28 protein-coding genes are annotated in these 24,437 nt (G+C 33.5%); 2 read left to right on the top strand and 26 right to left on the bottom strand.

Going from position 1 to position 24,437, the window contains the following annotated elements; genetic code table 11:
• Positions 1-54: 54 nt before the first annotated feature.
• Positions 55-786, top strand: coding sequence for a YkgJ family cysteine cluster protein (locus DWZ38_RS07600; protein WP_117851400.1), 732 nt, complete (start codon positions 55-57; stop codon positions 784-786).
• A 164-nt stretch (positions 787-950) separates the two neighbouring features.
• Here the strand turns inward: DWZ38_RS07600 and DWZ38_RS07595 are convergent, their stop codons facing one another.
• From DWZ38_RS07595 to DWZ38_RS07530, 13 genes are all read right to left on the bottom strand, one after another.
• Complete coding sequence (locus tag DWZ38_RS07595; RefSeq protein WP_117851398.1) at positions 951-3,548, bottom strand: ABC transporter permease; 2,598 nt, start codon at positions 3,546-3,548, stop codon at positions 951-953.
• 42 nt (positions 3,549-3,590) lie between these two features.
• A complete protein-coding gene (locus DWZ38_RS07590) occupies positions 3,591-4,250 on the bottom strand; it encodes a hypothetical protein (protein ID WP_117851396.1) in 660 nt (219 codons plus the stop codon).
• Positions 4,251-6,431 (bottom strand): peptidase domain-containing ABC transporter, encoded by a 2,181-nt coding sequence (locus tag DWZ38_RS07585; RefSeq protein ID WP_117851393.1) that lies wholly within the window; start codon positions 6,429-6,431, stop codon positions 4,251-4,253.
• A 73-nt stretch (positions 6,432-6,504) separates the two neighbouring features.
• Positions 6,505-6,705: a hypothetical protein gene (locus tag DWZ38_RS07580; protein ID WP_117851391.1), complete on the bottom strand. Its 201-nt coding sequence runs from the start codon at positions 6,703-6,705 to the stop codon at positions 6,505-6,507.
• 132 nt (positions 6,706-6,837) lie between these two features.
• Positions 6,838-7,533, bottom strand: a complete 696-nt coding sequence (locus DWZ38_RS07575; RefSeq protein WP_117851389.1) for a hypothetical protein — start codon at positions 7,531-7,533, stop codon at positions 6,838-6,840.
• Positions 7,523-7,741 (bottom strand): hypothetical protein, encoded by a 219-nt coding sequence (locus DWZ38_RS07570; protein ID WP_243000194.1) that lies wholly within the window; start codon positions 7,739-7,741, stop codon positions 7,523-7,525. The genes DWZ38_RS07575 and DWZ38_RS07570 overlap by 11 nt, the downstream gene beginning before the upstream one ends.
• 92 nt (positions 7,742-7,833) lie before the next feature.
• On the bottom strand, positions 7,834-8,055 hold the full coding sequence (locus DWZ38_RS07565) for a DUF5348 domain-containing protein (RefSeq protein ID WP_015526823.1): 222 nt from the start codon (positions 8,053-8,055) through the stop codon (positions 7,834-7,836).
• A gap of 48 nt (positions 8,056-8,103) precedes the next feature.
• Positions 8,104-8,760, bottom strand: a complete 657-nt coding sequence (locus tag DWZ38_RS07560; RefSeq protein ID WP_005340281.1) for a recombinase family protein — start codon at positions 8,758-8,760, stop codon at positions 8,104-8,106.
• A gap of 218 nt (positions 8,761-8,978) precedes the next feature.
• A complete protein-coding gene (locus DWZ38_RS07550) occupies positions 8,979-9,368 on the bottom strand; it encodes a winged helix-turn-helix domain-containing protein (RefSeq protein ID WP_243000193.1) in 390 nt (129 codons plus the stop codon).
• 51 nt (positions 9,369-9,419) lie between these two features.
• The gene (locus DWZ38_RS07545) at positions 9,420-10,439 is read right to left on the bottom strand and encodes an alpha/beta hydrolase (protein ID WP_117851382.1); all 1,020 of its coding nucleotides are present in this window, start codon (positions 10,437-10,439) and stop codon (positions 9,420-9,422) included.
• 20 nt (positions 10,440-10,459) lie between these two features.
• Entirely contained in the window at positions 10,460-11,653 is a 1,194-nt protein-coding gene (gene metK, locus DWZ38_RS07540; RefSeq protein WP_117851380.1) for a methionine adenosyltransferase, read from the bottom strand.
• A gap of 290 nt (positions 11,654-11,943) precedes the next feature.
• A complete protein-coding gene (locus DWZ38_RS07535) occupies positions 11,944-12,357 on the bottom strand; it encodes a hypothetical protein (protein WP_117851377.1) in 414 nt (137 codons plus the stop codon).
• A 72-nt stretch (positions 12,358-12,429) separates the two neighbouring features.
• Positions 12,430-12,786 (bottom strand): helix-turn-helix transcriptional regulator, encoded by a 357-nt coding sequence (locus tag DWZ38_RS07530; protein WP_117851375.1) that lies wholly within the window; start codon positions 12,784-12,786, stop codon positions 12,430-12,432.
• A gap of 210 nt (positions 12,787-12,996) precedes the next feature.
• On the opposite strand from DWZ38_RS07530, the gene DWZ38_RS07525 reads away from it, so the two are divergent.
• A complete protein-coding gene (locus DWZ38_RS07525; protein WP_117851373.1) occupies positions 12,997-13,668 on the top strand; it encodes a winged helix-turn-helix domain-containing protein in 672 nt (223 codons plus the stop codon).
• Between the two features lie 51 nt (positions 13,669-13,719).
• On the opposite strand, the gene DWZ38_RS22180 is transcribed toward DWZ38_RS07525, so the two are convergent.
• From DWZ38_RS22180 to DWZ38_RS07490, 13 genes are all read right to left on the bottom strand, one after another.
• Positions 13,720-13,857: a hypothetical protein gene (locus tag DWZ38_RS22180; protein WP_178105296.1), complete on the bottom strand. Its 138-nt coding sequence runs from the start codon at positions 13,855-13,857 to the stop codon at positions 13,720-13,722.
• Between the two features lie 116 nt (positions 13,858-13,973).
• Positions 13,974-14,114, bottom strand: a complete 141-nt coding sequence (locus tag DWZ38_RS22175) for a hypothetical protein (RefSeq protein ID WP_178105295.1) — start codon at positions 14,112-14,114, stop codon at positions 13,974-13,976.
• 36 nt (positions 14,115-14,150) lie between these two features.
• The gene (locus tag DWZ38_RS22170; protein WP_178105294.1) at positions 14,151-14,294 is read right to left on the bottom strand and encodes a hypothetical protein; all 144 of its coding nucleotides are present in this window, start codon (positions 14,292-14,294) and stop codon (positions 14,151-14,153) included.
• Positions 14,295-14,404: 110 nt separating this feature from the next.
• Positions 14,405-16,759: an ABC transporter permease gene (locus DWZ38_RS07520; protein ID WP_117851371.1), complete on the bottom strand. Its 2,355-nt coding sequence runs from the start codon at positions 16,757-16,759 to the stop codon at positions 14,405-14,407.
• Positions 16,740-17,438: an ABC transporter ATP-binding protein gene (locus DWZ38_RS07515; RefSeq protein ID WP_117851368.1), complete on the bottom strand. Its 699-nt coding sequence runs from the start codon at positions 17,436-17,438 to the stop codon at positions 16,740-16,742. The genes DWZ38_RS07520 and DWZ38_RS07515 overlap by 20 nt, the downstream gene beginning before the upstream one ends.
• 103 nt (positions 17,439-17,541) lie before the next feature.
• Positions 17,542-17,691, bottom strand: coding sequence for a hypothetical protein (locus DWZ38_RS22165; RefSeq protein ID WP_178105293.1), 150 nt, complete (start codon positions 17,689-17,691; stop codon positions 17,542-17,544).
• A 17-nt stretch (positions 17,692-17,708) separates the two neighbouring features.
• Positions 17,709-17,849 carry a hypothetical protein gene (locus tag DWZ38_RS22160; RefSeq protein ID WP_178105292.1) on the bottom strand — a complete coding sequence of 47 codons (141 nt, stop codon included), beginning with the start codon at positions 17,847-17,849 and terminating at the stop codon, positions 17,709-17,711.
• A gap of 30 nt (positions 17,850-17,879) precedes the next feature.
• A complete protein-coding gene (locus tag DWZ38_RS22155; protein ID WP_178105291.1) occupies positions 17,880-18,023 on the bottom strand; it encodes a hypothetical protein in 144 nt (47 codons plus the stop codon).
• A gap of 63 nt (positions 18,024-18,086) precedes the next feature.
• Positions 18,087-19,373 (bottom strand): radical SAM protein, encoded by a 1,287-nt coding sequence (locus DWZ38_RS07510; protein WP_243000192.1) that lies wholly within the window; start codon positions 19,371-19,373, stop codon positions 18,087-18,089.
• Entirely contained in the window at positions 19,363-20,469 is a 1,107-nt protein-coding gene (locus tag DWZ38_RS07505) for a radical SAM protein (protein WP_117851364.1), read from the bottom strand. Before DWZ38_RS07505 ends, DWZ38_RS07510 begins: the two co-directional genes overlap by 11 nt.
• 10 nt (positions 20,470-20,479) lie before the next feature.
• Positions 20,480-21,469 (bottom strand): S8 family serine peptidase, encoded by a 990-nt coding sequence (locus DWZ38_RS07500; protein ID WP_243000191.1) that lies wholly within the window; start codon positions 21,467-21,469, stop codon positions 20,480-20,482.
• Positions 21,470-21,477: 8 nt separating this feature from the next.
• Entirely contained in the window at positions 21,478-23,160 is a 1,683-nt protein-coding gene (locus DWZ38_RS07495) for an ABC transporter ATP-binding protein (RefSeq protein ID WP_117851360.1), read from the bottom strand.
• On the bottom strand, positions 23,150-24,292 hold the full coding sequence (locus tag DWZ38_RS07490; protein ID WP_227194420.1) for a radical SAM protein: 1,143 nt from the start codon (positions 24,290-24,292) through the stop codon (positions 23,150-23,152). The genes DWZ38_RS07495 and DWZ38_RS07490 overlap by 11 nt, the downstream gene beginning before the upstream one ends.
• Positions 24,293-24,437: the final 145 nt, after the last annotated feature.

The raw sequence follows: 24,437 nt of genomic DNA, 5'->3' as shown, positions 1-24,437 counted from the left end.
TTACGAAGAGACTACTTTCCAAGTGGTCTCTTTTTTATTTAGGAGGACAATAATATGAATTCAATAAAAGAATTAAAAGAACAATTAGGATATGAAGAAATCGGTCTCGATGATATATTTGTATTTCATTGTACTCAATGCGGAAAATGTTGCATCCACCGGGAGGATATTCTCTTGTCCCCGAAAGATTTATTTCATATAGCGAAGAAATTAAAAATCACACCAGAAGTTGCCTTAGCACAATATTGTGAAACTTATCTTGGACGTAATTCTCATATCCCTGTAGTACGCTTAAAACCACAAGGAAGTGTCAAACGCTGCCCGTTATTAAAAAATCAAAAATGTTTGGTACACGATGTAAAACCCGCAGTCTGTGCTATGTTTCCGATTGGCCGGTACCTTGCCCTTCCCTCCGATGGTATTTTTCCGGAAAATCCGGAAGAATTGTCTGTTGGATACGTCTTTAATGATCCGGAGTGTGGAGATAGATCAGAAACACATACCGTTCGGGAATGGTTTCATAAATTTAACATTCCACTAAAAGATGACTATTTCTTTGCATGGACGAAAACGAAAGCAACACTTAGCAAACATCTACGCTTTCTAGAAGGACGTCTATCTGAAAAGACCATGGTTTCAATATGGAATGCTACATTGATAACTCTGTACCTAAACTATGAGGTTACAGAAGATTTTCAAACACAATTTCAGAAAAACTCAGATATGCTCCTATCCTTAATTGAAAAACTGAGAACTGCTGACGCTCCTATGCCTAAGAAAATATAAACATATAGAAATACTTCGAGCCGTCCAAACTTGACGGCTCTTTTCATGTCATTATGACACTCTTTACATTTCTACTGTTTCTTCATACAACAATTTATTCAACACATATTTTCGACCAGCTTATTGTAGCATTTTCTTGAAGCTCAAATTCATATTTTCGTATATCACCTTTCTTTCTTAATTCTTTCAATTAAGCTATTTCTTTCCATTTTATGTAAGAATATATTAGGGATTATCACACACAAAAAAGACATAATACATATAATACATAAAAGTCCTTCAAATGGATATTGAAAAACAAAATATTCTATGTTTTGTTTTAAAATATAAACTACTATTCCCATAACTATACTTCCTATAATCAATAATAGCCCAAGAACACCTCCTACGTATATTATCCCCTCATATATAAGCATTTTCCTAAGCATACCTTGTGTCATGCCGATACTCCGCATAATGGAAAACTCACGCTGCCTAATAATTATATTTGTAGATGTAGTACTGAAATAATTTAGCAGTCCCATAAATATTAAAATGCCACTAATAGTATACATGATTATCTGACTTGTTCTAATATACAAAGACTGTTTTGCAATTTCATCACTATTACACTTTATCACATACAAAAGTTGATTTTCGTTGCCTGTAGTAGATTGAAACTTGAGATTTGCCTCTTGAACCCATGCTTTTAATTTCTGTTTACAAATAGCCTCTTTATTTGCTTTTACATTAATCTGTACTTCCAAGTTTCTAACTGTTAAAACATCCTTTAATTTGCTGAAAGTTTTATCTGAAACAATCAGATAAACTTTATCATTTCCTCTCCATGATAAATCCAAAGTTGGACAATCTGACTGTGAAATGTTTATATATCCACAATTTCTAAGTTTAACTGCGGACATTTCCTGCATTGCTGTTCCAACGGGCACCAAATCATACAGTTCTATTATTTTTCCAATACATTCCGTTTCTATATCTTCGTATGTTTGTGGTATTAAATTTTCATGTAATATTAACACGCCACCTTTCTCGTTAAATGTTTTTTGATCAACTGGTATATTATTCTCCTCTACATATTTCACTAACTTTTTCATACTTTTATCGTCTAATGTTTGCATTACAGGTAATGAATCATGCTCTACAATTTTTAAGCTATCTGTTTCTGCTGCATTTTTTATAATAGGCAGAAAACCTTGTACTATTTTCAGATTCTCAGTATAAGAAGTAAGCGTATTTTTGATATCCACGATATTATCATCTGTTATTAATTCCACCTCATCTTTTCCATTTTCCACTAAATACGTTACAGTATCCATTGGCACTTCAATAGTAAAATCTGGATTCTTCTGTAATCTATTCATTTGATTTGTCCCCTTGGTGACCACAATCCCTAATAGCCCTATTTCACAACCAAATGCCAAAAATATTATAATGAACATAAATTTTTTCTTATAACGTAATATGTTACGAAAAGCCATTCCAAAAATAATTCCAGTTCTTTTTATAATGAACATTTTCCCAAACTGATAATCTGATTGTTGTTCTCCCACTACTTCCTCATATTTTGCAGCCTCTATAGGAGTAATCATAGTCAATTTATATACTGCCAAAAGAGTTGCCCCAAATAGAGTTATAGCAACTAAAACAAGGACCACGATATATGCACTTAAATTAAATAATTTTAATTGACTATTTGCTTTATACTCCCCTAAATAAAGATTTTTAACCACATTGTTTAAAACACAATATTGTAGAACTATGCTGATTATTACACCACATAAGCAACTTTTCAAATAAATATCCCCTATTTGCATACATACTAATTTTTTTATCTGTCTATTAGTTGCACCTATTGTACGCAATAATCCATACTGTTTAATATCACTTCCCAGTGATATATATACAACATTATAAATCACTAAAAACAAACAAAAAAACACAGCCAAGACAAACATATACGCAAGCAAATAATTTCCAACCGTCCCTTCAATTGCTCTGTATTCTGCAGAATCATAGCTTATAATTCTTTGCTTATCATTGAGATTAATATCATTTTTTAATCTATTCTCTACTTGTCTTCCGCTTAGTCCCCAATCTTTTACATCAACCCATAATCGACATGGATATTGTGAAATACCAGCCTGTTTTATTCTATTCTTGCAAATATATGCGATTGAACTATCGGATAATTCATTATTATAACTATCATAATATCCAGATAAAACAAATTCTTGTTTACCTGTCATTTTTGTCGTGAAAATATCATTCCAATAAAAGTCTAACGTAATCTTCATTCCTATTTTGGGACTGCTAATCCCCAAATAGTCCAAAGTTTTTTTTGACATCATTATTTCATCAGTTTGTTCCGGATAATTGCCATAGAAATGTACAAAAGTAGGCTTTACCATATCTTCGTAAGCTGTTTCATCTAAAACAACACATTTGCTATATGAATACCTACCATTCATCAACCTTCCGCTCTCTTTTTCCTCTCCTACACTATTCACATAGGAAAGATCTTGTAGCTGTCGTTTTATTGTATCTGTTCCTTCTTCAATAAATGTTGAAATTGTTTTTCCATCTTGATATTGATTTTTCAACTTATCCGCTTGAAATTTTCCATGTATTAAAGAAATGATAACTAATGATACTACTACAACGCTCACTACGATACATTGTAAAATAATATTTCTTTCCCTGTTTTTTTTCTTATAAGCTCTTATCAGAGTATTTAGAGATTTTCTTACTCTACCATTATTCATTAGTAACCTCTCCTTTATTGCATATCTTTATAACTTATAAAATCAGTCAAGATTCCAATATTTATCTAGTGGTTGAGTATCGCTTTCCAAAAAGTCTATAATTTCTTTATCATCAAAATAAAAGTTTATCACTTTATGATTTTCAAACTCTACCAACGTAGGTACTCCCCCCAGCACAAATTTCTTTTCGGATAACTCCTCTTTTTTTATATTTGGATGAGTAGAAATAGCATACACTTTACCAGCTTCTTTTCCCTCATGTAGTGCTGCATAATTCTCATTTGCCCAAATGATTTTATAGTGGATTGGAGGATATTTTTCTTTTATCAAATTCTCATCTAATCCATCGTAAAATACAATTTTTCTGGTACTGTCTTTTTCTCCAATTTCGACATCGTATTTCTTTTCATGGGAATCCCAATCATAATTCCTAGTTCCTTTACATGCTTCTGCATCAATCTCATAAACCGCATTCTCTTTTTTAAATTGTTTTATATCATCCTCTATATTATCGCAATATGGACACTCTTTTCTATTGAAATATACATAAAAATGTCCTTCCTTTTCAAACAAGTCTTCTATAGAAGTAGAATATGCTATAGTTTCTTCTTTTACTTTTGGAAATAAAATGATTGCAGCTCCCACGCATATTATGAAAAATATACTGCACGCTATAGAAATTATAATATTTTTCTTTTTCATCTATTTCTCCTCCTCACCATATAATTGACGATACAATTTGCATTGTTCCTTTAATTGTTTGTCTGTCCCACGTGCTACTATATTACCTTTTTGAAGTACATAAATACAATCACTATCTGCAATGACATTTATTCTATGTGAAATTAAAATAAGTGTTATATCCCGAATTCCCTTAATATAATTCAAGATTTCCCTTTCACTTATAGAATCCATATTACTGGTAGCCTCATCTAAAATTAAAATTTTAGGATGACGTAATATGGCTCTAGTTAGTGACAATTTCTGTCTTTGCCCCTTCGAAAGGTTCTTTCCGCGCTCTTCAAGGACACTATCATACGCTCTTTCCATTTTACTTACAAATTGATGCACACCCATCTTACGTGAAATCTCAATCATTTCCTCATCTGATATCTCTTCATTACCCATTTTTAAATTTTCTCTAACACTTGCAGTAAACAGAAAATCTTCTTGTGATACATATACAACTGCTTTTCGAATTTCTTGAACCTCGAAATTTTGAAGTTCTGCACCATCAACATATATATGTCCTTTATCTGGAGAATAAAATTCCATAAACAATTTTGCTAAAGATGTTTTCCCAGATCCTGTTTCCCCAATAATAGCTACATTATCGCCTTTTCTTATTTTAATATTAATATTGTTCAGTATATTTTTCCCAGAAACAAAATGAAAATCAACATCTTTCAGTTCTATTTCTTCATCAAATTCAAATGGCTCTATACCTTCCTTTGTTTTCTCTACTTTAATACGTAACACACTTTCTAGACGTTCCATAGCAACATGGGCAGAATGGTATAATGGCTGTAAATTTACAATATCTTTAACCGGCGTTAATAAATATCCAATTAGAATATTATACGTAACTAATTCCCCTATAGATAAATTATTACCAATGATTTCAAGTGCTCCAATGCACAGTACAATAATCTCCCCCATACCACCTATTAAAACTTTTATAGCTGACTGTAAGTTTTCTGTACTTCCTAAGTTAAGAATCGTATCTTGCCATCTTTCTATTTTCTTTTTCCCATTATTGAAAATTGTCTTATTATACGTATACGCTTTAACCGTCAAAATCCCCTCAATAGAATCAATCAAATGTGAAGTCACACGTGCCTCTCTTGACATTTCCTCCGAATTTAAGACACTATAATATTTCCTAAATCCCACCATAACCAGAGTATATAAAAAGCACATCACAACTACCACAGCAAAGATTTTAATATTCAATACACACAAAATGATACTTACCGCAATTATAAACAACGCATCAATTGGTAAAACCAATATGCTGCTTACCAGTGCTTCTTGAACTCTAATAACATCCTGAAATCGTGAAATAAACTCACCATTTTTACGTTTTTCAATAGACATCACCTGCAAGTCCAATAAATGTTTATAATATTTCAGACTAAGTTCTAAGTTAAAAGATTTTGAAATATCCAATGATAACTTTGCTCTTCCCCAGTCTACAATAGTCTTAATCAATAGCATTAAAATAACCATTAGTGTCATAAATATTAGACTATAAATCAATCTATTGGGAATAACTGTGTCTATCAACGTCCCAAAATAGAAAGATGAAACAATTGATATTGCCATTGATATTGCTGAAAATAATATAATATATATAGTTCTTTTCCATTCCTTCTTTACTAATTCTATAAATTTATTCTCTGCAATCCGCATGCCTTCCTTTTTTTTATAAAATTCTTCCGTTGTCTGAAATAAGATAATAACTCCAGTCCAAAAATATGGCGAATCTTCTCCATATTCCGAATTAAAAAATTTTTTTCTGTCTACCTCTATAATACCGACAGCTGGATCTGCAATAACTACGCTATTCTTTTTTATTTTATAAATTATAATGAAATGTGCCAATCCATCTTCTTGATATACATGAGCCACACACGGCACTTCCAGCTCTTTTTCTTTAAAGTCTATGTTTTTTTTATATGCTGATGCAAATAATCCCAGTTTTTCAGAAATCCTACATACATCCCAAACACTCGTTCCTTCTTTGCTGGTTTCTAAAGCTTCACTTATCTCCAGTATAGGTATCTTTTTTCCATAATACCACGCTATACTTGCTAAACAAGCTGCAGCACAATCCATAGAATCATATTGTTTTATACATCTGTATTTCATACTGTCATCCATCCCCCTAATAAATAAAGAGGCGATGCAAGCTCGCCCCTTTGTTTTCTGCTTTAATATTTAATCTGCTGCTATTTTAGTATCCACAAACTTCATAGCAAAACTGAATGTATCTGCTTGCTTTATCTTTCTGTCCAGAATTCATTAGATTTTTAATTGTGGCTACCATATCATCAGCATTTGCTGGGCAACAGAAAAAATATCCATAATCAGAATTGCATTTTCCTCCTGTTACCATTTCCATTTCTTTTTTTGTCATTTTTTCCATTCCGTTCATATTCGCTTCCTCCTTAAAAATATATTTGATACTTAATTATTACTCCATAAAATAAAATTTTTCTACATTTTTTGCGTAGATTGCACTTTTTTATTTCTAGTTGGAATTTGATTAAATATTTGAGCTTTTTTACTATACTGGTATCACTTTTGGCACCTGAATTCCTATTGTAATCCCCATTTCCAATTTCCTTCTGTAATACCGGAAACTATGAAAAGAAAATTCTCCTGTTCCCCAAAATCGTCTAATTCTATGGATATAATATTCTTTTGACTTTGTAAATATCATCTTTTGCTTCCTATATAATAGATGTATAATTCGTAAAGAACACCTTGAAATTTGGGGATAATTTCCATTTACTTTCCTATATATATTTCCTGTTTTTCCTTCTGGCAAAACTACATTTCTTCCATGTATGCAGGACCATTCTATATATGGAATGTCTATACTTCTTATCCCTGTTTCCATTGCAATTCGCAAAAATAAGGCAGTTTCAAAATCCTTTTTATATAGAAATTCGTCTGCTATCATTTTATAATGATCAAAAAAATAAATTGCTCCTATCTTTCTTTCCAGTTCCAGCAGCGAAACACTATCCAACCATTCCAGTTTATTCCTGTATTTTTCAACAAATATCATTCCATATTCAGTTTTTAAAGATTGCCTCAAAACATCAATAGCCTCTGGCCAACATTTTCTTTGTCCAGGTAACAAGAAGCATACCATTTTCTGTAAAAACTTTTCTTCACTATCCGGATTCCACTGTATTAAACGCTTTAGTTCTTCATAGGCTTGATTTACTTTATATTCCATTGTACTATTTCTCATCTTCAGATTCTCCTTCGTATGGCTCTAAAATCTTTGAAGCCCTCTCCACAAACATCCTGTCTGCCCCTGAAATCTCATATTCTTTCCAAAGTGTCTTATGTATCTGTTCCTCTGTTAAATCTCTACACTTTTCCTGCAGCGTACGGACAAATGGATATATCATAGTCGCATGAATATTTTTCCCGGATCGTACCATATCTCCTTCCATTTGATATGCTTCCTGTAAGCATTCCAGTATAATGCGAACATCCGTAACACTTTCTCTCATTGTGCTTCCCCTCATCAGGCTTATCCTCCTATTTACATACGTACTCTCAATCCATCTAATCTCGACACGTTCAGTCCAACCAGATACCAGTCATCTCCCATTTCAATTCGGACCGGAACCCAAACATTTTTCACCTTTACATCAAAACATTCCCCGCAATGTAGTCCTCCATAAAAAGATTCCAAATCAAAACGTATATCATACCTCCCTGTTTCAGTATCATAAAACAATGTACCTTCTCTGTGTTCACTCATAATATCTGCCTCCTTAAATTTTTCTTTTACTTAGTAATTACCTCATCTCTATACAGATTGAAGAAATTCCGGAAAAATTTCATAAAAGTTTTTCCGATACCGATAATAGGTAGAAGAAGTTAACCCCAACTCCCGCTGCAGTTGTGTCGGTGTTACCTTCTTTTGTACCACCCTCATAAATTCCTGGTTAAACTTTTCCTGTTCTATAGCCCGTGGTCTTCCTACTTCATCCCATTCACCCCGAAGCCTTTTTGCCTCCATACCTTCCTTTTGTCGCTTCTCCTTTTTCTCCATCTCTGCCTGTGCCATGGATGCATAGAGTTCAATCATCATATTATTGATTGTTTCTATCATCATCTTTGCCAGATTATTTTCCATCTGAGACAGGTCAAACAACGTGGTAGGAAGTTCCAATACCATTACCCGAACCCCTTTTTCTTCTAAAAAACGTAGCTGCTTTAAAATCTCCTGCTTGTTCCTGCCAAGTCTGTCCAGCTCTGTAATAATCAGGGTATCCCCTACCCGTAAAACATCTTCCACAAGAACGGTATAACGTGGTCTGTCAAAATTTTTACCGGTTATCTTATCTGTAAAAATACTTTCCAGTTTAATTTTCTGATTTTCACAGAACCTCTTTATTTCTATAATACCTCGGTCCAAGTGTTGTTCCTTAGTACTGATTCTGTGATACCCATAATATGCCATACGTATCCCCCTTTATACATTCCCAAAAAGTCTTAAAATATTTTGGCATATCTCAAAACTTTCTTATATACTTTTTGGAAATAAAAAAATAGCCTATTACATCTCCCATCAAAAAGCATACTTTTTGAGAGATACCTTTTACTACTTCTGTACGTAGAATGGCACAAAAAAGCAACAAAAAAGACAGGGGATTTTCTCCTCTGCCTCTTTCGTTATTATCAGGGAAAGACATCAATCTTTTTTCCTTCAAATTTGTATCCAACTCCTCTTACTGTTTTAATGTACTGGCACTTCTTTATTTCCGGTTCAATTTTCTTTCTCATACTGGATACCAAACAATAAATAATATTATCAATACTCTCTGGTACTTCTTCATTATATAGAATTTCAAATATCTTTTCCTTTGTAAAGATCACCCCTGGTCTTCCAGATAAAAGGATAAATAGTTCGTATTCAGCCTTTGATAAAATAATCTCTGTCTTTCCTCTATAAATTTTGCGGTAATCTGGATATATCCTAAATTCTGATTCTTCCCCCATAGAATTATATAACAAATCTGCTGCAAACTTTTTTGCCCCAAATGTTTCTGTAATGATTGCCTTCTCCAAAGCACACTCCCTTTCGCTTCTTTATGTATATGGCAAAACTGCTTATTCCTTTTAAAACTGATTTGCCGTTGCCCATTCATTTATATGTTGTACAATCTGTGTAAGGTTGGTATACCAGATATAGTGGCCTCCTTCTACGACATATAATTGATGATTTCCAGAGCTAAAATCCAATTGATTTTCATGTCCACTTTTCCATGCCGGAATATTTTCTACATTCTCTGAAGAAATCATGGTTAAAACTGGCAAAGCCGTTGGAAATTTCTTTCCTTTTATGGATAATAAATTCTGATCCATATTATTCACTTCATTTCGGATTGTTTCATTACTGCTTAAAGAATATGCCTTTATATATTCTGACTTATCACTCTCGGAATATGTATATCCAGTAATTTCTGGCAAAACAGCTCCATATTGTTCAGGATTTCTTTCTAATTCTAATTGAAATTCTTCTATAGAAGAAAAAGATTTTCTGAGTTTTTGAAATTCATCAATTCCTTTCAGCATATACTCTTTTTCCATTGCCATAGCATCTGCTAGCTCTTTATCGTATACCGTATTATCAATAGCAATAAAACCTTTTACTTTTTCAGGATAGGTCTGAGTAAACTCAAGACCATATACTCCTGAAATAGAATGAGTCAAAAGTACACACTCTCGAATACCCAGAATTTCCAATGCTGCATTTATTTCTCTATTTATATTGGAAACTGTCCTATCCGTTTCCGCCAAATCACTAAGCCCATATCCAAATGGTTCTACGATTACAATATTAAAGTCTTGTTCCAACGACTGTGCCAAAGGTTTAAAATATAAATGAGGGGAAGGCACACCCAAAGCCGGTAACATTACCAAAGTCGTTTTTGTCATATCTGCGAAATTGACTCCATTCTCATTCATATTTCCATACATAACAATACGCATATTCTTTCCTTCCACTGTAATATATTTATTGTAAGTATCTGACGTTTTTATTTCTTTTGCATATATCGTATCTGAATTTCCCATAAAGAATGTAAGCATGATTGCAAAGGCAAAAAAACAGGCAATTCCTTTTTTATATAACTTCATATACAATGCTCCTTAGTCTCTTATTTTTTTAAATAATTTTTCAATACTTCTACCTTATCCAAACGTTCCCATGTTAAATCCAGGTCATCTCTTCCAAAATGACCATAAGCTGCTGTTTGCCTGTAAATAGGTCTGCGAAGATCCAGCATTTTTATAATTCCGGCTGGACGAAGATCAAATTCTTGTCTTATGATTGTTACCAGCTCCTCATCTGAAATTTTCCCAGTTCCAAACGTATCTACCATAATTGAAGTTGGCTGTGCAACACCAATCGCATAAGAGAGCTGAATTTCACATTTCTTTGCCAATCCTGCTGCCACAATATTTTTTGCTACATAACGAGCCGCATAAGCCGCAGAACGGTCTACTTTTGTGCAGTCCTTACCAGAAAAAGCACCGCCACCATGACGTGCATATCCACCGTAAGTATCTACAATAATCTTACGTCCTGTTAATCCACTATCCCCGTGAGGTCCGCCGATTACAAAACGTCCTGTTGGATTGATAAAGAATTTCGTTTCATCATCTACCATATCTGCCGGAAGAATTGGATCAAATACATATTTTTTAATGTCTGTATGTATCTGCTCCTGCGTTATTTCTGGGTTATGCTGTGTAGATAATACCACTGCTTCCAGTCGTAATGGTACCCCATCTTCACTGTACTCTACTGTAACCTGACTTTTTCCATCTGGTCTAAGATACGGAAGAGTTCCATCTTTTCGCACTTCTGATAAGCGCCGAACCAGCTTATGCGCCAAATAAATAGGATATGGTATATATTCCATCGTTTCATCACAAGCATATCCAAACATCATACCCTGATCTCCGGCGCCAATGACTTCCAATTCTTCTTCTGACATTTTATGTTTTTTTGCTTCTAATGCTTTATTCACACCCATAGCAATATCTGTAGACTGCTCATCAATCGCCGTTAATACAGCACAGGTCTTGGCATCAAATCCATAATCTCCGTTATTATAGCCAATATCCTCTATCGTTTTTCTTACTACTCGTTGCACGTCCACATACGCATTGGTTGTAATTTCTCCCATGACTAATACCATACCTGTCGTAATTGCAGTTTCACAAGCAACTCTGCTCATTGGATCCTTCTCCATTAAGGCATCTAAAATCGCATCTGAAATTGCATCACACATTTTGTCCGGATGTCCTTCTGTTACTGATTCTGAGGTAAATAATTTTTTCTCCATAGTAAGTTCTCTCCTTTATATCGATGTTTCACATTTATCAATAACATAAAATATCTTCACTACAATTACTATATTTTTTGTTTACATTGTACTTTTTTCTGTCCGGTTGGGTTTGTATTCAAAACAAGTAACTGTGCTGTTCATCTACGAAATAACCTATCTGTCTGAGTCATTCTAAAATATTAACAGCTTTGCTTTTATATACTCCCTTACACCTCCATGCCAGTATTGATATACTATAATTCTTCCCATAAAAAAAGCAGTGTAAATCCACTGCTTTTTTCCATCACTTAATCTGTAATTTCCACAAATGCGTATCTCTCTTCTTTCTTTTGTACAATTGCAGAATCCGTCTGTTCCTTTATCGTTTTTAACAAATCTTCTACATAGATTTTGGCCTCATGCACTCCAGTATTCGTAGCGTATGCAATTTCTTTAATCGAAAAACTCAACTCTGTATCACTCATCAAAAGTTGTAAAATATCCCATTGCAAATCAGTAATTACAATTTCCGTTCCATCATAAAGCATCCTTTTCTTTTCAAATTCTATATCCCATTTTCCGAAATGAATTCTTTCTTCTTCTAATATATTTTGCATATCTAATCGCATGACTACAAAATATACTTCCGGCCAACATTTCTTTAACAATTCCTCTGCTTTTTTTCTTTCCTCACAATTCTTAAAGTATAATAATTCTCCCATCTTCTACCTCCTCATGATGTTTATCATTATACTTTAAGTATACATCCCAATTATTGCAAAAATCTTATTAGATTATTCCTTCAATCTTCTTTCTATGATACTGTCTTCATTATATTTGTGCAACTGACCGCCCAATAATCGCTTTCCTATAATAATCCAAGTATCTCTATTGTACTGGTCCATGTCCCTATACAACTCCATAATTTCTCTTTTATTATCCTGCTCTCTCTGCTGTTCTTCTTCATCTTTTCTCAATATATAATCAACCGGAACTTTAAAGAATTTGGATAATGCAAGTAGCATATCACCTGAAATATTCTCATCCACATTTTCATATTTGCTAATTGTCTGCTGACTAACTCCTATTTCTTCCCCTAACCTTATCTGAGTCAATCCTAATTTTTTTCTTAATTCTGATATTCGATTCACAAGCGTACACCTCCCGATACACTCATTTTACACTTAAATACACCCATGTTTTACTTTAATTAAGAGTATTACTACTATGTATCATGGTATATCGTGGTATTACCATTCTCATTTTGTACATCTATACAGGAAAAAAGGCAATCTATACAAACAATATTACATTTTCTCTTCTTTTAAATATACTGGTAGTTATAGGAAGGAGAAATACTTATGAAAAAACTATTATTTGTTGGTAATCCGACAATCTTGGGGGAAAATCTTGGAAATGTCTTAAAGTCAAATTATAATACAGATTTTATTTCCATCAGGCCAAAGCAAATTGGCAACATACGCTTTAGCTCTTATAATGCTTTAATCTTGGATTTCACAATGTTACATAAATACAGTCTTACAATATGTAAGGCTGCCAAAAAATGCTGTCCAAACATCATTGTTCTATTTTTATGCCCTACTAGTGTTCCAGAACAAATCATCTTGGATTTCTATGAAGCCGGTGCTACTGACCATTTATATATTTCTCTTTCATCACCAGCACTTTTATCGAAAAAATTGGATATCTTATTTGCCAACAATCATCTGGCTACAAAGTATGAAGACAGCCACATAACTTTAAATTTTAACTCCTTGACTGCAGTGATTGAAGGTACTACTACTTCCTTTACACCATTGGAATTTAAGCTCCTCAAGTTGCTTTCTTTAAGCCCAAACACTGTTTTAACCAGACAACATCTTTTATATTCTCTATGGGATAGAAATGGAAATTATGTCGAAGAAACTTCTCTGAATAGTATGATCTGCCGTATACGGCAAAGAATTGATACTGAAAGTCACCATTATATTAAAACAATCTATGGAATTGGATATATGTGGATCACCTATTAAAAGAGCAGCGTAACCTATTACAGTAACGCTGCTCCTTCCTTATCGTATCTTTTATTCTGCACATGTAATTAAACAAGTTGTCATAAAACAATCTGTTGTACACGCTTTTCTTGTTACTCCACAGTCTGGAGTGTATATATTGACTTCTTCTTCCTTTAATTCAACATTCTCTAATTTTACATCGCTCATAAAAATCCTCCTTGGTTCATTTCGAACTTTTGATTATGCACATACCTAAACGCAACTACCAATATTGGTATTTTGTTAATCTGCAATCGTCTATATAGAACTTCTCCTACTTTATATTAGTTCATAGTGCTTATCCAAGCACTTCCACCGATACAATCTGTTACACACGCTTTTCTTGTTATACCACAATCAGCTATATATACATTCACTTCTTCTATATCTGTTTCATAATTTTTTGCTTTTCTCTCGTTTTCCATATCTTTTTTCCTTTCTATAAAATTATTTAACTGTTGTTATTGTTCAATACTCAGCCAAGCGCCTCCGCCCAAGCAATCATTTAAACAATGAAACTGAATCTCTCCACAATCATCCGTATAAATGTTTACTTCTGCGATAAGGAGTTCTCTTGCTTCTTGATCCTCTCTTCGTTCTTTCATCCGACTTTCCTCCTTCCTATTAATGTTTTTGATAACATCAGTATACTATTTCAAAATTTCATTTCCATATTTTATGTGCAGATTGCATTTTTTTCTTTCTGTTTGGACAACTATTCCATTCTTAGCTGATCAATAATTGATTTTTTCTTCTGCTCTCTTATTTGGTAAACAGATAATATAACCTGTATTAACAAAAGTACCAAGACATATATGCTCATATAAAAAAGCGGAAATGAATATTCTACCACCTTCCCATAACAGACCGTACTCATTTGACGGCAAATTAACATTGCAATAGGAGTTCCAATTAACAGCGTTATACAAATACTTAAAATAGAATAGCACATACCCTCACAGATAATAACCCTATAAAGTTGCTTCTCTGTCAATCCTATAGACCGTAAAACACTATATTCACGTCTTCTAAATAATTGATTTGACAGTGTTGTGTTAATCAAATTTATCACCCCAAAAAGGAAAATTAGAATTGAAATTATCTGGAAAATGAAATATAGGATATTATCCTTTTCATATCCATCCACTCTTTCACTAAAGCTTTCAATTGCAATATCTTCGTTTTGTGAAATCATATTTCGAAGACTTTCATCAACACTGCTCTGTTCTTTCGGATCAATTTTGATTTCCCATGCGAAATCAAAATTCTTTATTCCAGGCAACAATTCTTTAAAAGCATCTTCTGGCATACACATCATCGCGGCATTAAATCCTGCACGTCCACATCCTTGTGCAGATGCAACTTTAGTTGATTGGAAAATTCCTGATACTGTTACTGGTATTTTTTCTCTTCCTAACGAAATTTCAAACTGCATTCCTACCTTTACTTCTTCCCCAAAATCTTTATACTCATCCTTTACCAATATTTCGTGGGGATTTTCAGGCATTCGTCCTGCAATTAATGAATCTTCAATTTCTTTCTTATTTTGCGTTGTAATCATATCACACATTCCTCTTCCTCCATATCCCTTATATTCGAAGGTAAAGGTTGCTGATTTTCTTAATGTTTGTATCTCATTTATGCCCGGAATGCTACCAATTTCTTCTTTCAGCTTATCATTAAGGGGATTCCCAGAATATAATAATTCTGTTGGCTCTTTGTCTGATTTTATATATATTTTATAATCAGCATCACCAAAAAAGTGTTGTGTCATCCTTTCAGGTTCTTGTAAAAGTAAAGCTGATGATACTGCTAGCAGAATAATTCCTCCGAGGCTTAATGATATAACTATACTCCATACTTTTTTTGGCTCTCTTTTAAAATTCATTATTCCCAAAGATATTGGCGTAAGTTTTCTATTTTTTTCTTTTGTCGATATTTTTATATTACTAATTGCTGTCATCCTCACAGATTCCATCGGTGAGACCTTCATTGCTATTTTAATTGGTTTATTTATAGAAATACTGACAATAATACAGCAGACAACTGCGGTTATCATTGCACATACAATATAATTTCTAATATTAATCCCTTTTGCTAATATTATTGCTGAACAAAGTATTGCTAATGAAATACCTGTCAATATCCCTCTAACACCTAAATATCGTCCTTCCTTTTTTACAATCTTTTTTATCTGCTTTTGTGTCGTTCCTATTGTTCTAAGTCGTCCGTAATTTTGTATTTTGTTTATTATAGAAATTTGAAAGATACTTTTTATAACAGTATAGCTTCCTATGAAGACAAGTCCAATTAATATCCCTAAAATTCCTAATTGATCTGCGGAGATCACTTGATTAACATATCGAAAATATTGATTGTTAAATGCTACAGGTAGATTATTTTTTTCAGCAATTTCGTTGCAATATTTCTTTATATCTTCAGCGTTTTTTTCCTTCACATGCACATAAACCATGTTGGAACTTTCATTATAGTTTTCATAATTTTCCAGTTTTTCCCAAGATATTAGAAACGGAAATGTTTCTCCGCTAGTTCTCATATCAAGAATCCCAGAAATCGTATATTCTCCTGATAGTTGCTCCGTATTTAAAGTAATCTTATCTCCTACCTTTTTATCTTTCCCATACTTTTCCAGCCATTCTTTACATACAGCAATTTGAGCTTCTTTCTCTGGTACTTCTCCACTGAGTAAATCTATCTGATTTCTCAACATATAGAGCATTGGCTGATCTATGTAAAAAAAAGCTGCTGTATATTTTTCTGCAGACGGTATATCTCCAACAATGTAGTATTGTCCTACTCTTTCAAATCCCTTTTCTTCTCTTAGCTTTGACAACTTTTCTTCTGAAACATTCATATATACTGCTTCGTATGTATCCTGAATCTGTTTTTTCTGCACTTCCATCAGTGAAGTCGCAATTAGTCCTGAAAAGCATATTAAAAATGATGCTAAAGCTATAGAAACCACTAACATAATATTTCTTCGTTTTTCAGCCTGAAGATTTCTCTTTACAATAGTTTTTATTACTTTTTTATTCCCTGCTTTTCTCATCTTCACCAACTCCAGTTCTCAAAAATTTTCCGTCTTCAATCCTTACTATTCGTTCTGCTGAATCTGCAATGTGCTCATTATGTGTAATCATCACAACACTTTGCTCAAATTTTCTACTCGTTCTTTGAATCAATTCCAGCACATCCTGGCTTGTCTTACTGTCTAGATTTCCTGTTGGTTCGTCTGCAAGTATAATTGCCGGTTTTGTAATCAATGCCCTTGCAATGGCAACACGCTGTTGCTGTCCACCAGATAACATATTCGGCATACTTTTAAGTTTTTCCTGCAAACCAAGCATATTGATAATTTCGTTCAAAAACGTCTGATCAACTTCTTGCCCATCTAATTCAATCGGCAAAACTATATTCTCATAAACATTTAACATCGGAAGTAAGTTATAGTTTTGAAAAATAAATCCTATATTCCTTCTTCGAAAGATTGTGAGCTGCTCGTCATTTAAGTCTGACAATTTTTTTCCTTGGATCTTAATTTCCCCAGATGTCGGTATATCCAATCCTCCCAACATATTTAATAAGGTAGATTTACCACTTCCAGATGTACCAACAATGGCTACAAATTCACCCTTTTCAACATTAAAATCTACTCCATCCAATGCTTTTGTTATATTAGGCTCCTTTCCATAATATTTTTTTATATTTCTTGCTTCCAATACTTTCATAATTCATTTCTCCTTTTAAATTTCTCTTTTATTTGTATCTATATACTAATGAAAGGCTACTCGATTTTTGCTTCTCGAATAGCCTTCCATGTTTTTTTATGTATTACTTAGTTGTATTTATAAAAGCGCCTCCACCAATACAATCATTTTCGCATTTCTTACGAACAATATCGCAGTTCGGCAATTCATAAATATCAACTTCTTCTTTTAATAACTCTTCGTTTTCAATTACTTCTGTTCTCTTTTCTTCCATGACAATCATCCTCCTCTTTAATAATCCGGATTCAGAAAAGATCCGCCACCAAAACAGTCATTTTTACAATGGTTCTGGATTTCTCCACAGTCTGTTGCATAGACGTTGATTTCTTCCTTCGATAATTCCTGAGCTTCTTTTCCATCTAATTCGTTCATAAGCTACTGTCTCCTTTCTGAACACTTAAATTAGTGCATTGGCGTAATTAAAGCTGTTATCCCCAAACAATCTGTCACGCATTCATACCTTGTCACGCCGCAATCATCCGTATAAATACTTACTTCCTCTTTGCTAAGTTCTGAGGATTTTCTTTCTGTATTGAATTCTTCCATCGAACTCACCTCCTTATGCCTATATTTATACGCTTTACCATACCTTTTATCTATATTTCTTGTCTAAATTGCACTTTTTTCTTCCTCGTTGGCTTCTTTCTCCCATTTTCTCTTTACCGCCTCCATATACTCCATATAAATTTCTAAGTTTTTCTTTCTATTTTCTTTAGGCTGATAATAAAATAACACATAATTTAATACTGCTTTTAAGAAAATACACCGGTAATCATACGGTTCTTCTGATGCCATACAACGTCCACCGCATATATATCGGTAGTCACATTCTTTACATATTTCTTTATATTCAGCACAGAACAGTTTCTTAATTTCATCTTTTTCCAATAAATTTTCTAATTCTTGTAAAATTTTCTGTGGCTCATCGAATAGTATGTTTCCCATTCGAACCTGGTTCTGTTCCATGCACTGACACATATAAATATCGCCTTCCGGGAAAATTGCCATAACTTTTCCATATCCCCCACAAGAATTTCTTACTTGAACCCTTTGATAGAAAGCTCCCCCTATTTTTTTATCTTCGTATCCCTGTTTCAATATATATTTTACTATCTTCAGGTTCATATCAATATGTTCCACATCTGTTAAAATTTCAGAGTTTTCTTTCGCTCTACCAACGGATGAAACTATATTAAAAAGAACATCTATGTCATATTTCGCAGCTATATCAATCAATCGATACAAATCCATCTCATTGGTTTTCTCATAAATGAAAGTAAGAACTACCTTTATTCCGGCTTGCTGACACATCTCTATATGATTAATTAACTGCTGCTCCTTTTCAGGTGTTCCGAACATGTGCATGGTACTGAAGTCTATTTCATTTATATATCCTTTAAGTTGTTCTATTAATTCCTTGGTGATAGCAAGCCCATTGCTCTGTAGTGTAATTGGGCAAGTCAAACCATTTCGCAATGCTTTCGCAATTTCCACAATTTGCTCTTTAATCAGTGGCTCTCCACCTGTAAGAATCATTTTATGTGGTTTATTTTTCTGAAAGAACGGAACCACCTTATTCTGTATATCCTCTAGCTTAAATTCTTTTTCTGGACACAATTTGTCATTTGCACTGATTGCACAAAAATCACAATTCATATTACATTTCCTGGTTACCATCAAATATACTGTATTGATTTTCTCATGGCTATTCTCTATTTCTTTTATAAATTCAGTTTGCTGCTTCCACACGGGATATAACTTTTCCTGGAACTCTGGTTTATCTAAATTATCGGCAAATCTTTTGCTTACCCCCAGGCAGACTTTTCCTACCGGATCAATTAAAGCCACTTTTTCTCCCTCCGTAATCTTAATAAACTCATTCATTTTATTTTCCATGGCGTAAATATCTCCTTTCATATTCTTGTTTCAACTTTTCAAGTTGTTTTTCAGATAGATTTGTTTGAATCAAATGATACATCCACTTCGTCACTTCACAATTCACTTTTATAGGTTTATATACATTTTGGTGAATTTCATAATTTGCCATCTGACATCCTCTTGTTTTGCAATGTCTAAGATATTGACATTCTTGGCACATCGCATCCTCTCGATCCTCCAGATAAATAATTTCTCGAATTCTGGGAACATCCAATCCTTCTTCTACAGAACCGATTTTAAACTCAGGAAGTTCTGCACAAGTATAAATCCCGCCATCTGTTGTTACATAACAAGTTGTCAAACCTGCCTTACATACGTAAAATGGACATGGAGTCAAAAAAGATTTCAGATATTGTTCCCATAGATTCCAAAAAATTACTTCTTGATTTTTTTGTATATATGCTTTATATAACCCGAATACTTTCTCTATCTGCTCTCGTAATTCTTGTAGCTGCTCATCACTCCATGCACAATAATAATCAATTCCTGACTCTAATTTTTTAATTCCCAAGTCAAGCAAAAATTGAAAACTTTCTGCATAATATTGATAGTTATTGCTTGTTACAACACTTGCTACTGAAATCTGATTGCCTGTTGCCTGTTCATATTTTCTCAGCAACGGAAGGTTCTTCATAATCTTTTCAAAACTTCCGTTTCCTGCATAATCTCTCCTGTTCAAATTCTGGACATGCTCAGGACCATCTAAACTCACTTTCAGCTCAAATGTATTTTCTATAAAAAAGTCTATTATTTCATCCGTAATCAACGTTCCATTTATCGTAGTACTGAACTTACATATTAAATTTGTTTCCCGGCACTTTTGCTTCGTATAATCTACTGCATCCTTCATCAGGTTAAATGCCATAAGAGGTTCCCCTCCGATAAAATAAACCATAAGTGTCTGGTCATGCTGCTTATTTGCTTCATGAACGGCAATATCAATTGCCCTTTGAGCGGTTTCCAAGCTCATGTATGTATTTTTCTTTTCTCCCAGATAACAATAAGTACAATTCAAATTGCACTTATTTATTATTTCTAATGATAATGTATACATTTTACGCCTCCTAAACTGTAAACTGGTTCAAATTTCTATTTGTCTTCTCTTGGAAATTTAATCTCTCTATCATATTAAATAGAGGATATCGCAAAACGATTTCTATTTCCGGATGCTTCATCGCATATTCCCTGATATACTCCTTATATTTGCATATCTCCTGATAATTATTGTGATCAATAAAAAGCACCGAATATTGCTCTACTGTCTTTATATTTCTCAGTTTTTCCATTCCACTTTCAAAAGTATCGCATTGTTCTGTTCTCGTTACTTCCCGCATAAAACGTTGTTCTAAAGGTTCTTCCATACGGTTCGTCAAAAAATAACATTGTTTTTGTTTTAATGTCTGATATGGATAATAATTATTCAAAGTATTATGCGTAAACTGTGAAATTGCCTGTTGATACTGTTTCTTATAATTGCTTAAATAACCTGTTACTACCGCACAGGCAAGACTATTTCCTGGATGGAGTACTGGTATTCCTAAGTGGTATAAAAAGAAAAGCCTACAAGAAAAAATCACATCATTTTTCTTTCCATCATATTCAAGCACTTGTACAGGCTCATCCATATCCAGGCATCTCACTCCTATTACAAAAGGGAAGGATGCAGGATAGGTTGCTTCTGCTTTCTGATTGGAGTATGCAGCCACGATCAAAATTCCTTTTTCGGTAGCTACTCTACATACTTCCTCTATTTCTTTGTGGTATTTGTACTCATCTCCCATACTCAAATTAATTATGTCTACCTGTTCCTCTATCAGTGTTTCGATACCTTCTATCATATCCAGAACCGTACTCTTTTTGTTCTTCCTTACAATGGGTACCAGAACAATTTCAGCTTCTGGGTTTTCCTTTAAAATAAAAGAACAGACATATTCTGCATGGGTAAATCCAAAGGCATCTTTACTGTACTCTTGATCTTTCCATTTACAGTCTATTTTTATAATTTTTTTGTCCTGAAAAAAAGGATTATCAAAAGAACCATTGGAATCCAACACACCTATCCTCACTTTTCACTCACCTGCCTTATATGTAACTTCTCCAAATCTACAATAATATCCGCTTCTCGCAATTCTTCCAGGTTGTGCGTAGAAAAAATAATGATTTTGTCTTTTGATAGTTCATGCAGCAAATGATAAAAATTCCCTCTACGTTTTTCATCAATATTCGCTGTCGCCTCGTCAAAAATCAGAAGTTGTGAATTTTTCAAAATATTCCTCATAATATCCAAACGCCGCATCTGTCCCTCTGAGAAGTTGCATGGATCGATCTTTATCTCGGTATCCCATACCATTTCTAAAGCATGGATTTCATCATACAAATCCAAGCACTTTGCCACCGTATCCATCTCTTCCTCCGAAACAATATGTAGTAATCCCATGTTCCGCCTTACCGTATCATTAAAGAACTGTGTACGCTGCATAACATATCCTGTATTTTCCCAATAATTGTTAATATCTAATTCCTGCAAATCTGTATCATTCACAATTATATTTCCTTCTGTTGGTTGATACACCCCTGCTATAATTTTGAACAGGGTGCTTTTGCCTTGTCCACTTTTTCCATGAATTCCGTAAAGAGTGCCTCTTTTGAAGTTCAAATTAATCCGGTCAAATACCTTCTTATTTGACTCTTGATAAGAAAAACTCATATCTTCTAAGGAAATCTTATTAACTGTTGTTACTTTCTTTCCATCTCCTTGCTTCTGATCCGGATACTGAAGCAGTCCATTAATGTCTTTTAAGGAAACTACGGCTGTATGGTACTCATTAGCAAACTGTGCAATTCCTATAATGGGATTCATGATAATTGCCTGATAATTCATCAAAGCCATAATAGTACCTATGGTCATATTTCCTTTAAATACTTCTTGTGCACCGACTACCCATATTATGACTGTTCCTATAAACTGTATCACAAGTATTGTAGACGTATTCAATATGTACAACAAATTCTGACGATTCGTTTCTTTTTTATATTTCTGATTTTTCTCAAAGTACATATCATGCACATATTGCCCACATTGAAAAAGTCTTGTAATAAACCAATTATCATAGGTGTTTGTCAGAACGTTGGTGATACTGTTATATCCATCTAGAACTTGACCACTGGTTTCTTGTATCAATTTTCCCAGGATTCTGCTGATAAAAGGGACACTGACCAGTAAGATAATATTGGATACGGCAATTCCCTTATGGATAGAAAACATATATGGAGGAACCACTACCAGGATAACCATATTGGAAACCAGTGTAATAATACTTGTGATTCCACATTGTTTCACTGCTGAAACATCTTTGTCCACTTTCAACAAAATATCACTTAGCTTTATCTTCTCAAAAAAATTCACACTTACTGTTGATAGTTTGTCTTCTACCTTCTGTCGCATATCTGCTGCTATCTCTTCCGATATGACAGCCACTATATATCTCTGAGCATAATTCATGAGATAATTAAGTAACAGCATTCCCAAAAATATACCCAAAAGGAACATAAAAGCTGATAAGTTAGTATTCTGTGGATTTCCCAAATCATCTACTACTTTTCCTTGTAGCTCCGGACGTACCAATGAAACACCAGCAGTTAAAACAATAATTACTATTGTTAAAAGATAGAAAGGAAACAACTTTTTCTTAAAAGCATACTCTTTTAAAAAAAGCCAATATGGGCGTCCTTCTTTACTTTTCATCGGCTAACCTCTTGGCAATCTTCTCTCCGAATTCACTAAGTTTTAAATGCTCCTCCTGAATATAATCCACATATATTCCTAACTTTTCTCTAAGCATTTCAGTAGGCTGTTCCAAATAATATTCCAGTATTTCTACCATTGCCTGATGGAAGATGTGTTCAAAAATACACTCTGCATCCGACGGCACATTAATTTTTCCTGTATTAATAAAATTCATATATCCACACTTCATACCATGGCAAAAATCTCGTATTTTACAGTCCTTGCACTTCGGATCTGCCTTATCAAAATTAGATACTGCAATTAATTTTGCCTTTCTTATATCAACGCCCTCTTTAATATTGCCTATACAATATTTCTCATTACTGGTAAGAAATCCACATGGGTAAATTTGTCCATTCGGAAATATCTTAAAATTCCCAATCCCCGCATCACACATTCCAAAGCAATTTCCAAAATTGCAAAGCATATTAAACATTTTTCCATCAAATTGGTCTATGGTAAAACTTCTACCTGCTGCTGCCTCCGCCAAATAATACTTTGATATTGCTGCTACCTGTTTTTCAAACTCGCTCTTCAATTTATCTGATATTTTTAAATACACGTCCATAATCATACAAATATTATCCAGACCATGTTCATGTAAATAACAGATATTCTCAAACATGTGAGGAATTGTATTCTCTGTTACAGTCATTCTTACAGAAAAATTCAATCCGCTATCCTTCACCTTCATGATATTTTCAAAAATCTTGTCATAGCAAGAAACTCCGTCTTTCGCAACTCTGTTCAAATCATGAGTTTCCTTATTTCCATCGAAGCTAAGCCGTATTGTAAATTGATTTTCTTTCATAAAGTCAATAAAATCATCGTCCATCAAAGAGCAATTGGTTGTAATATAATATTTTGCTTCTCTCTCTGGATAAAAATTTTTTATATAATCTACTGCCTGATAAATCAAATTTTTTTTCAATAATGGCTCTCCGCCTAGAAAATCGATTAAAACTTTTCCTTTATCTCCATAATTCATGATAAACTCCAAAGAGTCTACTAACGTTTTCTCATTTAACTGGTAGTGATTGTGATAATCTTCATAGCAATACTGGCATTTAAAATTGCAATCAGTTGTCATATATAATGTAAAATTATACATATTTATCTGCCCCTTTCTTTAATATACTAAGAACAATTTTAACCAAATTCTACCGTTTGACCATATATTTTGTTTATTTTGCGTATTTTAGTGTCTGAATGGAACAAAAAAATAGACCTCAATA

This window comes from Ruminococcus sp. AF31-8BH (genome assembly GCF_003460605.1).
In the GTDB taxonomy this organism is placed as follows: domain Bacteria; phylum Bacillota; class Clostridia; order Lachnospirales; family Lachnospiraceae; genus Blautia_A; species Blautia_A acetigignens.
This window is presented reverse-complemented; position numbering and strand designations above follow the sequence as displayed.

Coding starts and splice junctions, on each gene's coding strand:
- DWZ38_RS07600 (WP_117851400.1), top strand. CDS start 55: ATGAATTCAATAAAAGAATTAAAAGAACAATTAGGATATGAAGAAATC.
- DWZ38_RS07595 (WP_117851398.1), bottom strand. CDS start 3,548: ATGAATAATGGTAGAGTAAGAAAATCTCTAAATACTCTGATAAGAGCT.
- DWZ38_RS07590 (WP_117851396.1), bottom strand. CDS start 4,250: ATGAAAAAGAAAAATATTATAATTTCTATAGCGTGCAGTATATTTTTC.
- DWZ38_RS07585 (WP_117851393.1), bottom strand. CDS start 6,431: ATGGATGACAGTATGAAATACAGATGTATAAAACAATATGATTCTATG.
- DWZ38_RS07580 (WP_117851391.1), bottom strand. CDS start 6,705: ATGAACGGAATGGAAAAAATGACAAAAAAAGAAATGGAAATGGTAACA.
- DWZ38_RS07575 (WP_117851389.1), bottom strand. CDS start 7,533: ATGAGAAATAGTACAATGGAATATAAAGTAAATCAAGCCTATGAAGAA.
- DWZ38_RS07570 (WP_243000194.1), bottom strand. CDS start 7,741: ATGGAAGGAGATATGGTACGATCCGGGAAAAATATTCATGCGACTATG.
- DWZ38_RS07565 (WP_015526823.1), bottom strand. CDS start 8,055: ATGAGTGAACACAGAGAAGGTACATTGTTTTATGATACTGAAACAGGG.
- DWZ38_RS07560 (WP_005340281.1), bottom strand. CDS start 8,760: ATGGCATATTATGGGTATCACAGAATCAGTACTAAGGAACAACACTTG.
- DWZ38_RS07545 (WP_117851382.1), bottom strand. CDS start 10,439: ATGAAGTTATATAAAAAAGGAATTGCCTGTTTTTTTGCCTTTGCAATC.
- metK (WP_117851380.1), bottom strand. CDS start 11,653: ATGGAGAAAAAATTATTTACCTCAGAATCAGTAACAGAAGGACATCCG.
- DWZ38_RS07535 (WP_117851377.1), bottom strand. CDS start 12,357: ATGGGAGAATTATTATACTTTAAGAATTGTGAGGAAAGAAAAAAAGCA.
- DWZ38_RS07525 (WP_117851373.1), top strand. CDS start 12,997: ATGAAAAAACTATTATTTGTTGGTAATCCGACAATCTTGGGGGAAAAT.
- DWZ38_RS22180 (WP_178105296.1), bottom strand. CDS start 13,857: ATGAGCGATGTAAAATTAGAGAATGTTGAATTAAAGGAAGAAGAAGTC.
- DWZ38_RS22175 (WP_178105295.1), bottom strand. CDS start 14,114: ATGGAAAACGAGAGAAAAGCAAAAAATTATGAAACAGATATAGAAGAA.
- DWZ38_RS22170 (WP_178105294.1), bottom strand. CDS start 14,294: ATGAAAGAACGAAGAGAGGATCAAGAAGCAAGAGAACTCCTTATCGCA.
- DWZ38_RS07520 (WP_117851371.1), bottom strand. CDS start 16,759: ATGAGAAAAGCAGGGAATAAAAAAGTAATAAAAACTATTGTAAAGAGA.
- DWZ38_RS07515 (WP_117851368.1), bottom strand. CDS start 17,438: ATGAAAGTATTGGAAGCAAGAAATATAAAAAAATATTATGGAAAGGAG.
- DWZ38_RS22165 (WP_178105293.1), bottom strand. CDS start 17,691: ATGGAAGAAAAGAGAACAGAAGTAATTGAAAACGAAGAGTTATTAAAA.
- DWZ38_RS22160 (WP_178105292.1), bottom strand. CDS start 17,849: ATGAACGAATTAGATGGAAAAGAAGCTCAGGAATTATCGAAGGAAGAA.
- DWZ38_RS22155 (WP_178105291.1), bottom strand. CDS start 18,023: ATGGAAGAATTCAATACAGAAAGAAAATCCTCAGAACTTAGCAAAGAG.
- DWZ38_RS07510 (WP_243000192.1), bottom strand. CDS start 19,373: ATGGAAAATAAAATGAATGAGTTTATTAAGATTACGGAGGGAGAAAAA.
- DWZ38_RS07505 (WP_117851364.1), bottom strand. CDS start 20,469: ATGTATACATTATCATTAGAAATAATAAATAAGTGCAATTTGAATTGT.
- DWZ38_RS07495 (WP_117851360.1), bottom strand. CDS start 23,160: ATGAAAAGTAAAGAAGGACGCCCATATTGGCTTTTTTTAAAAGAGTAT.
- DWZ38_RS07490 (WP_227194420.1), bottom strand. CDS start 24,292: ATGACAACTGATTGCAATTTTAAATGCCAGTATTGCTATGAAGATTAT.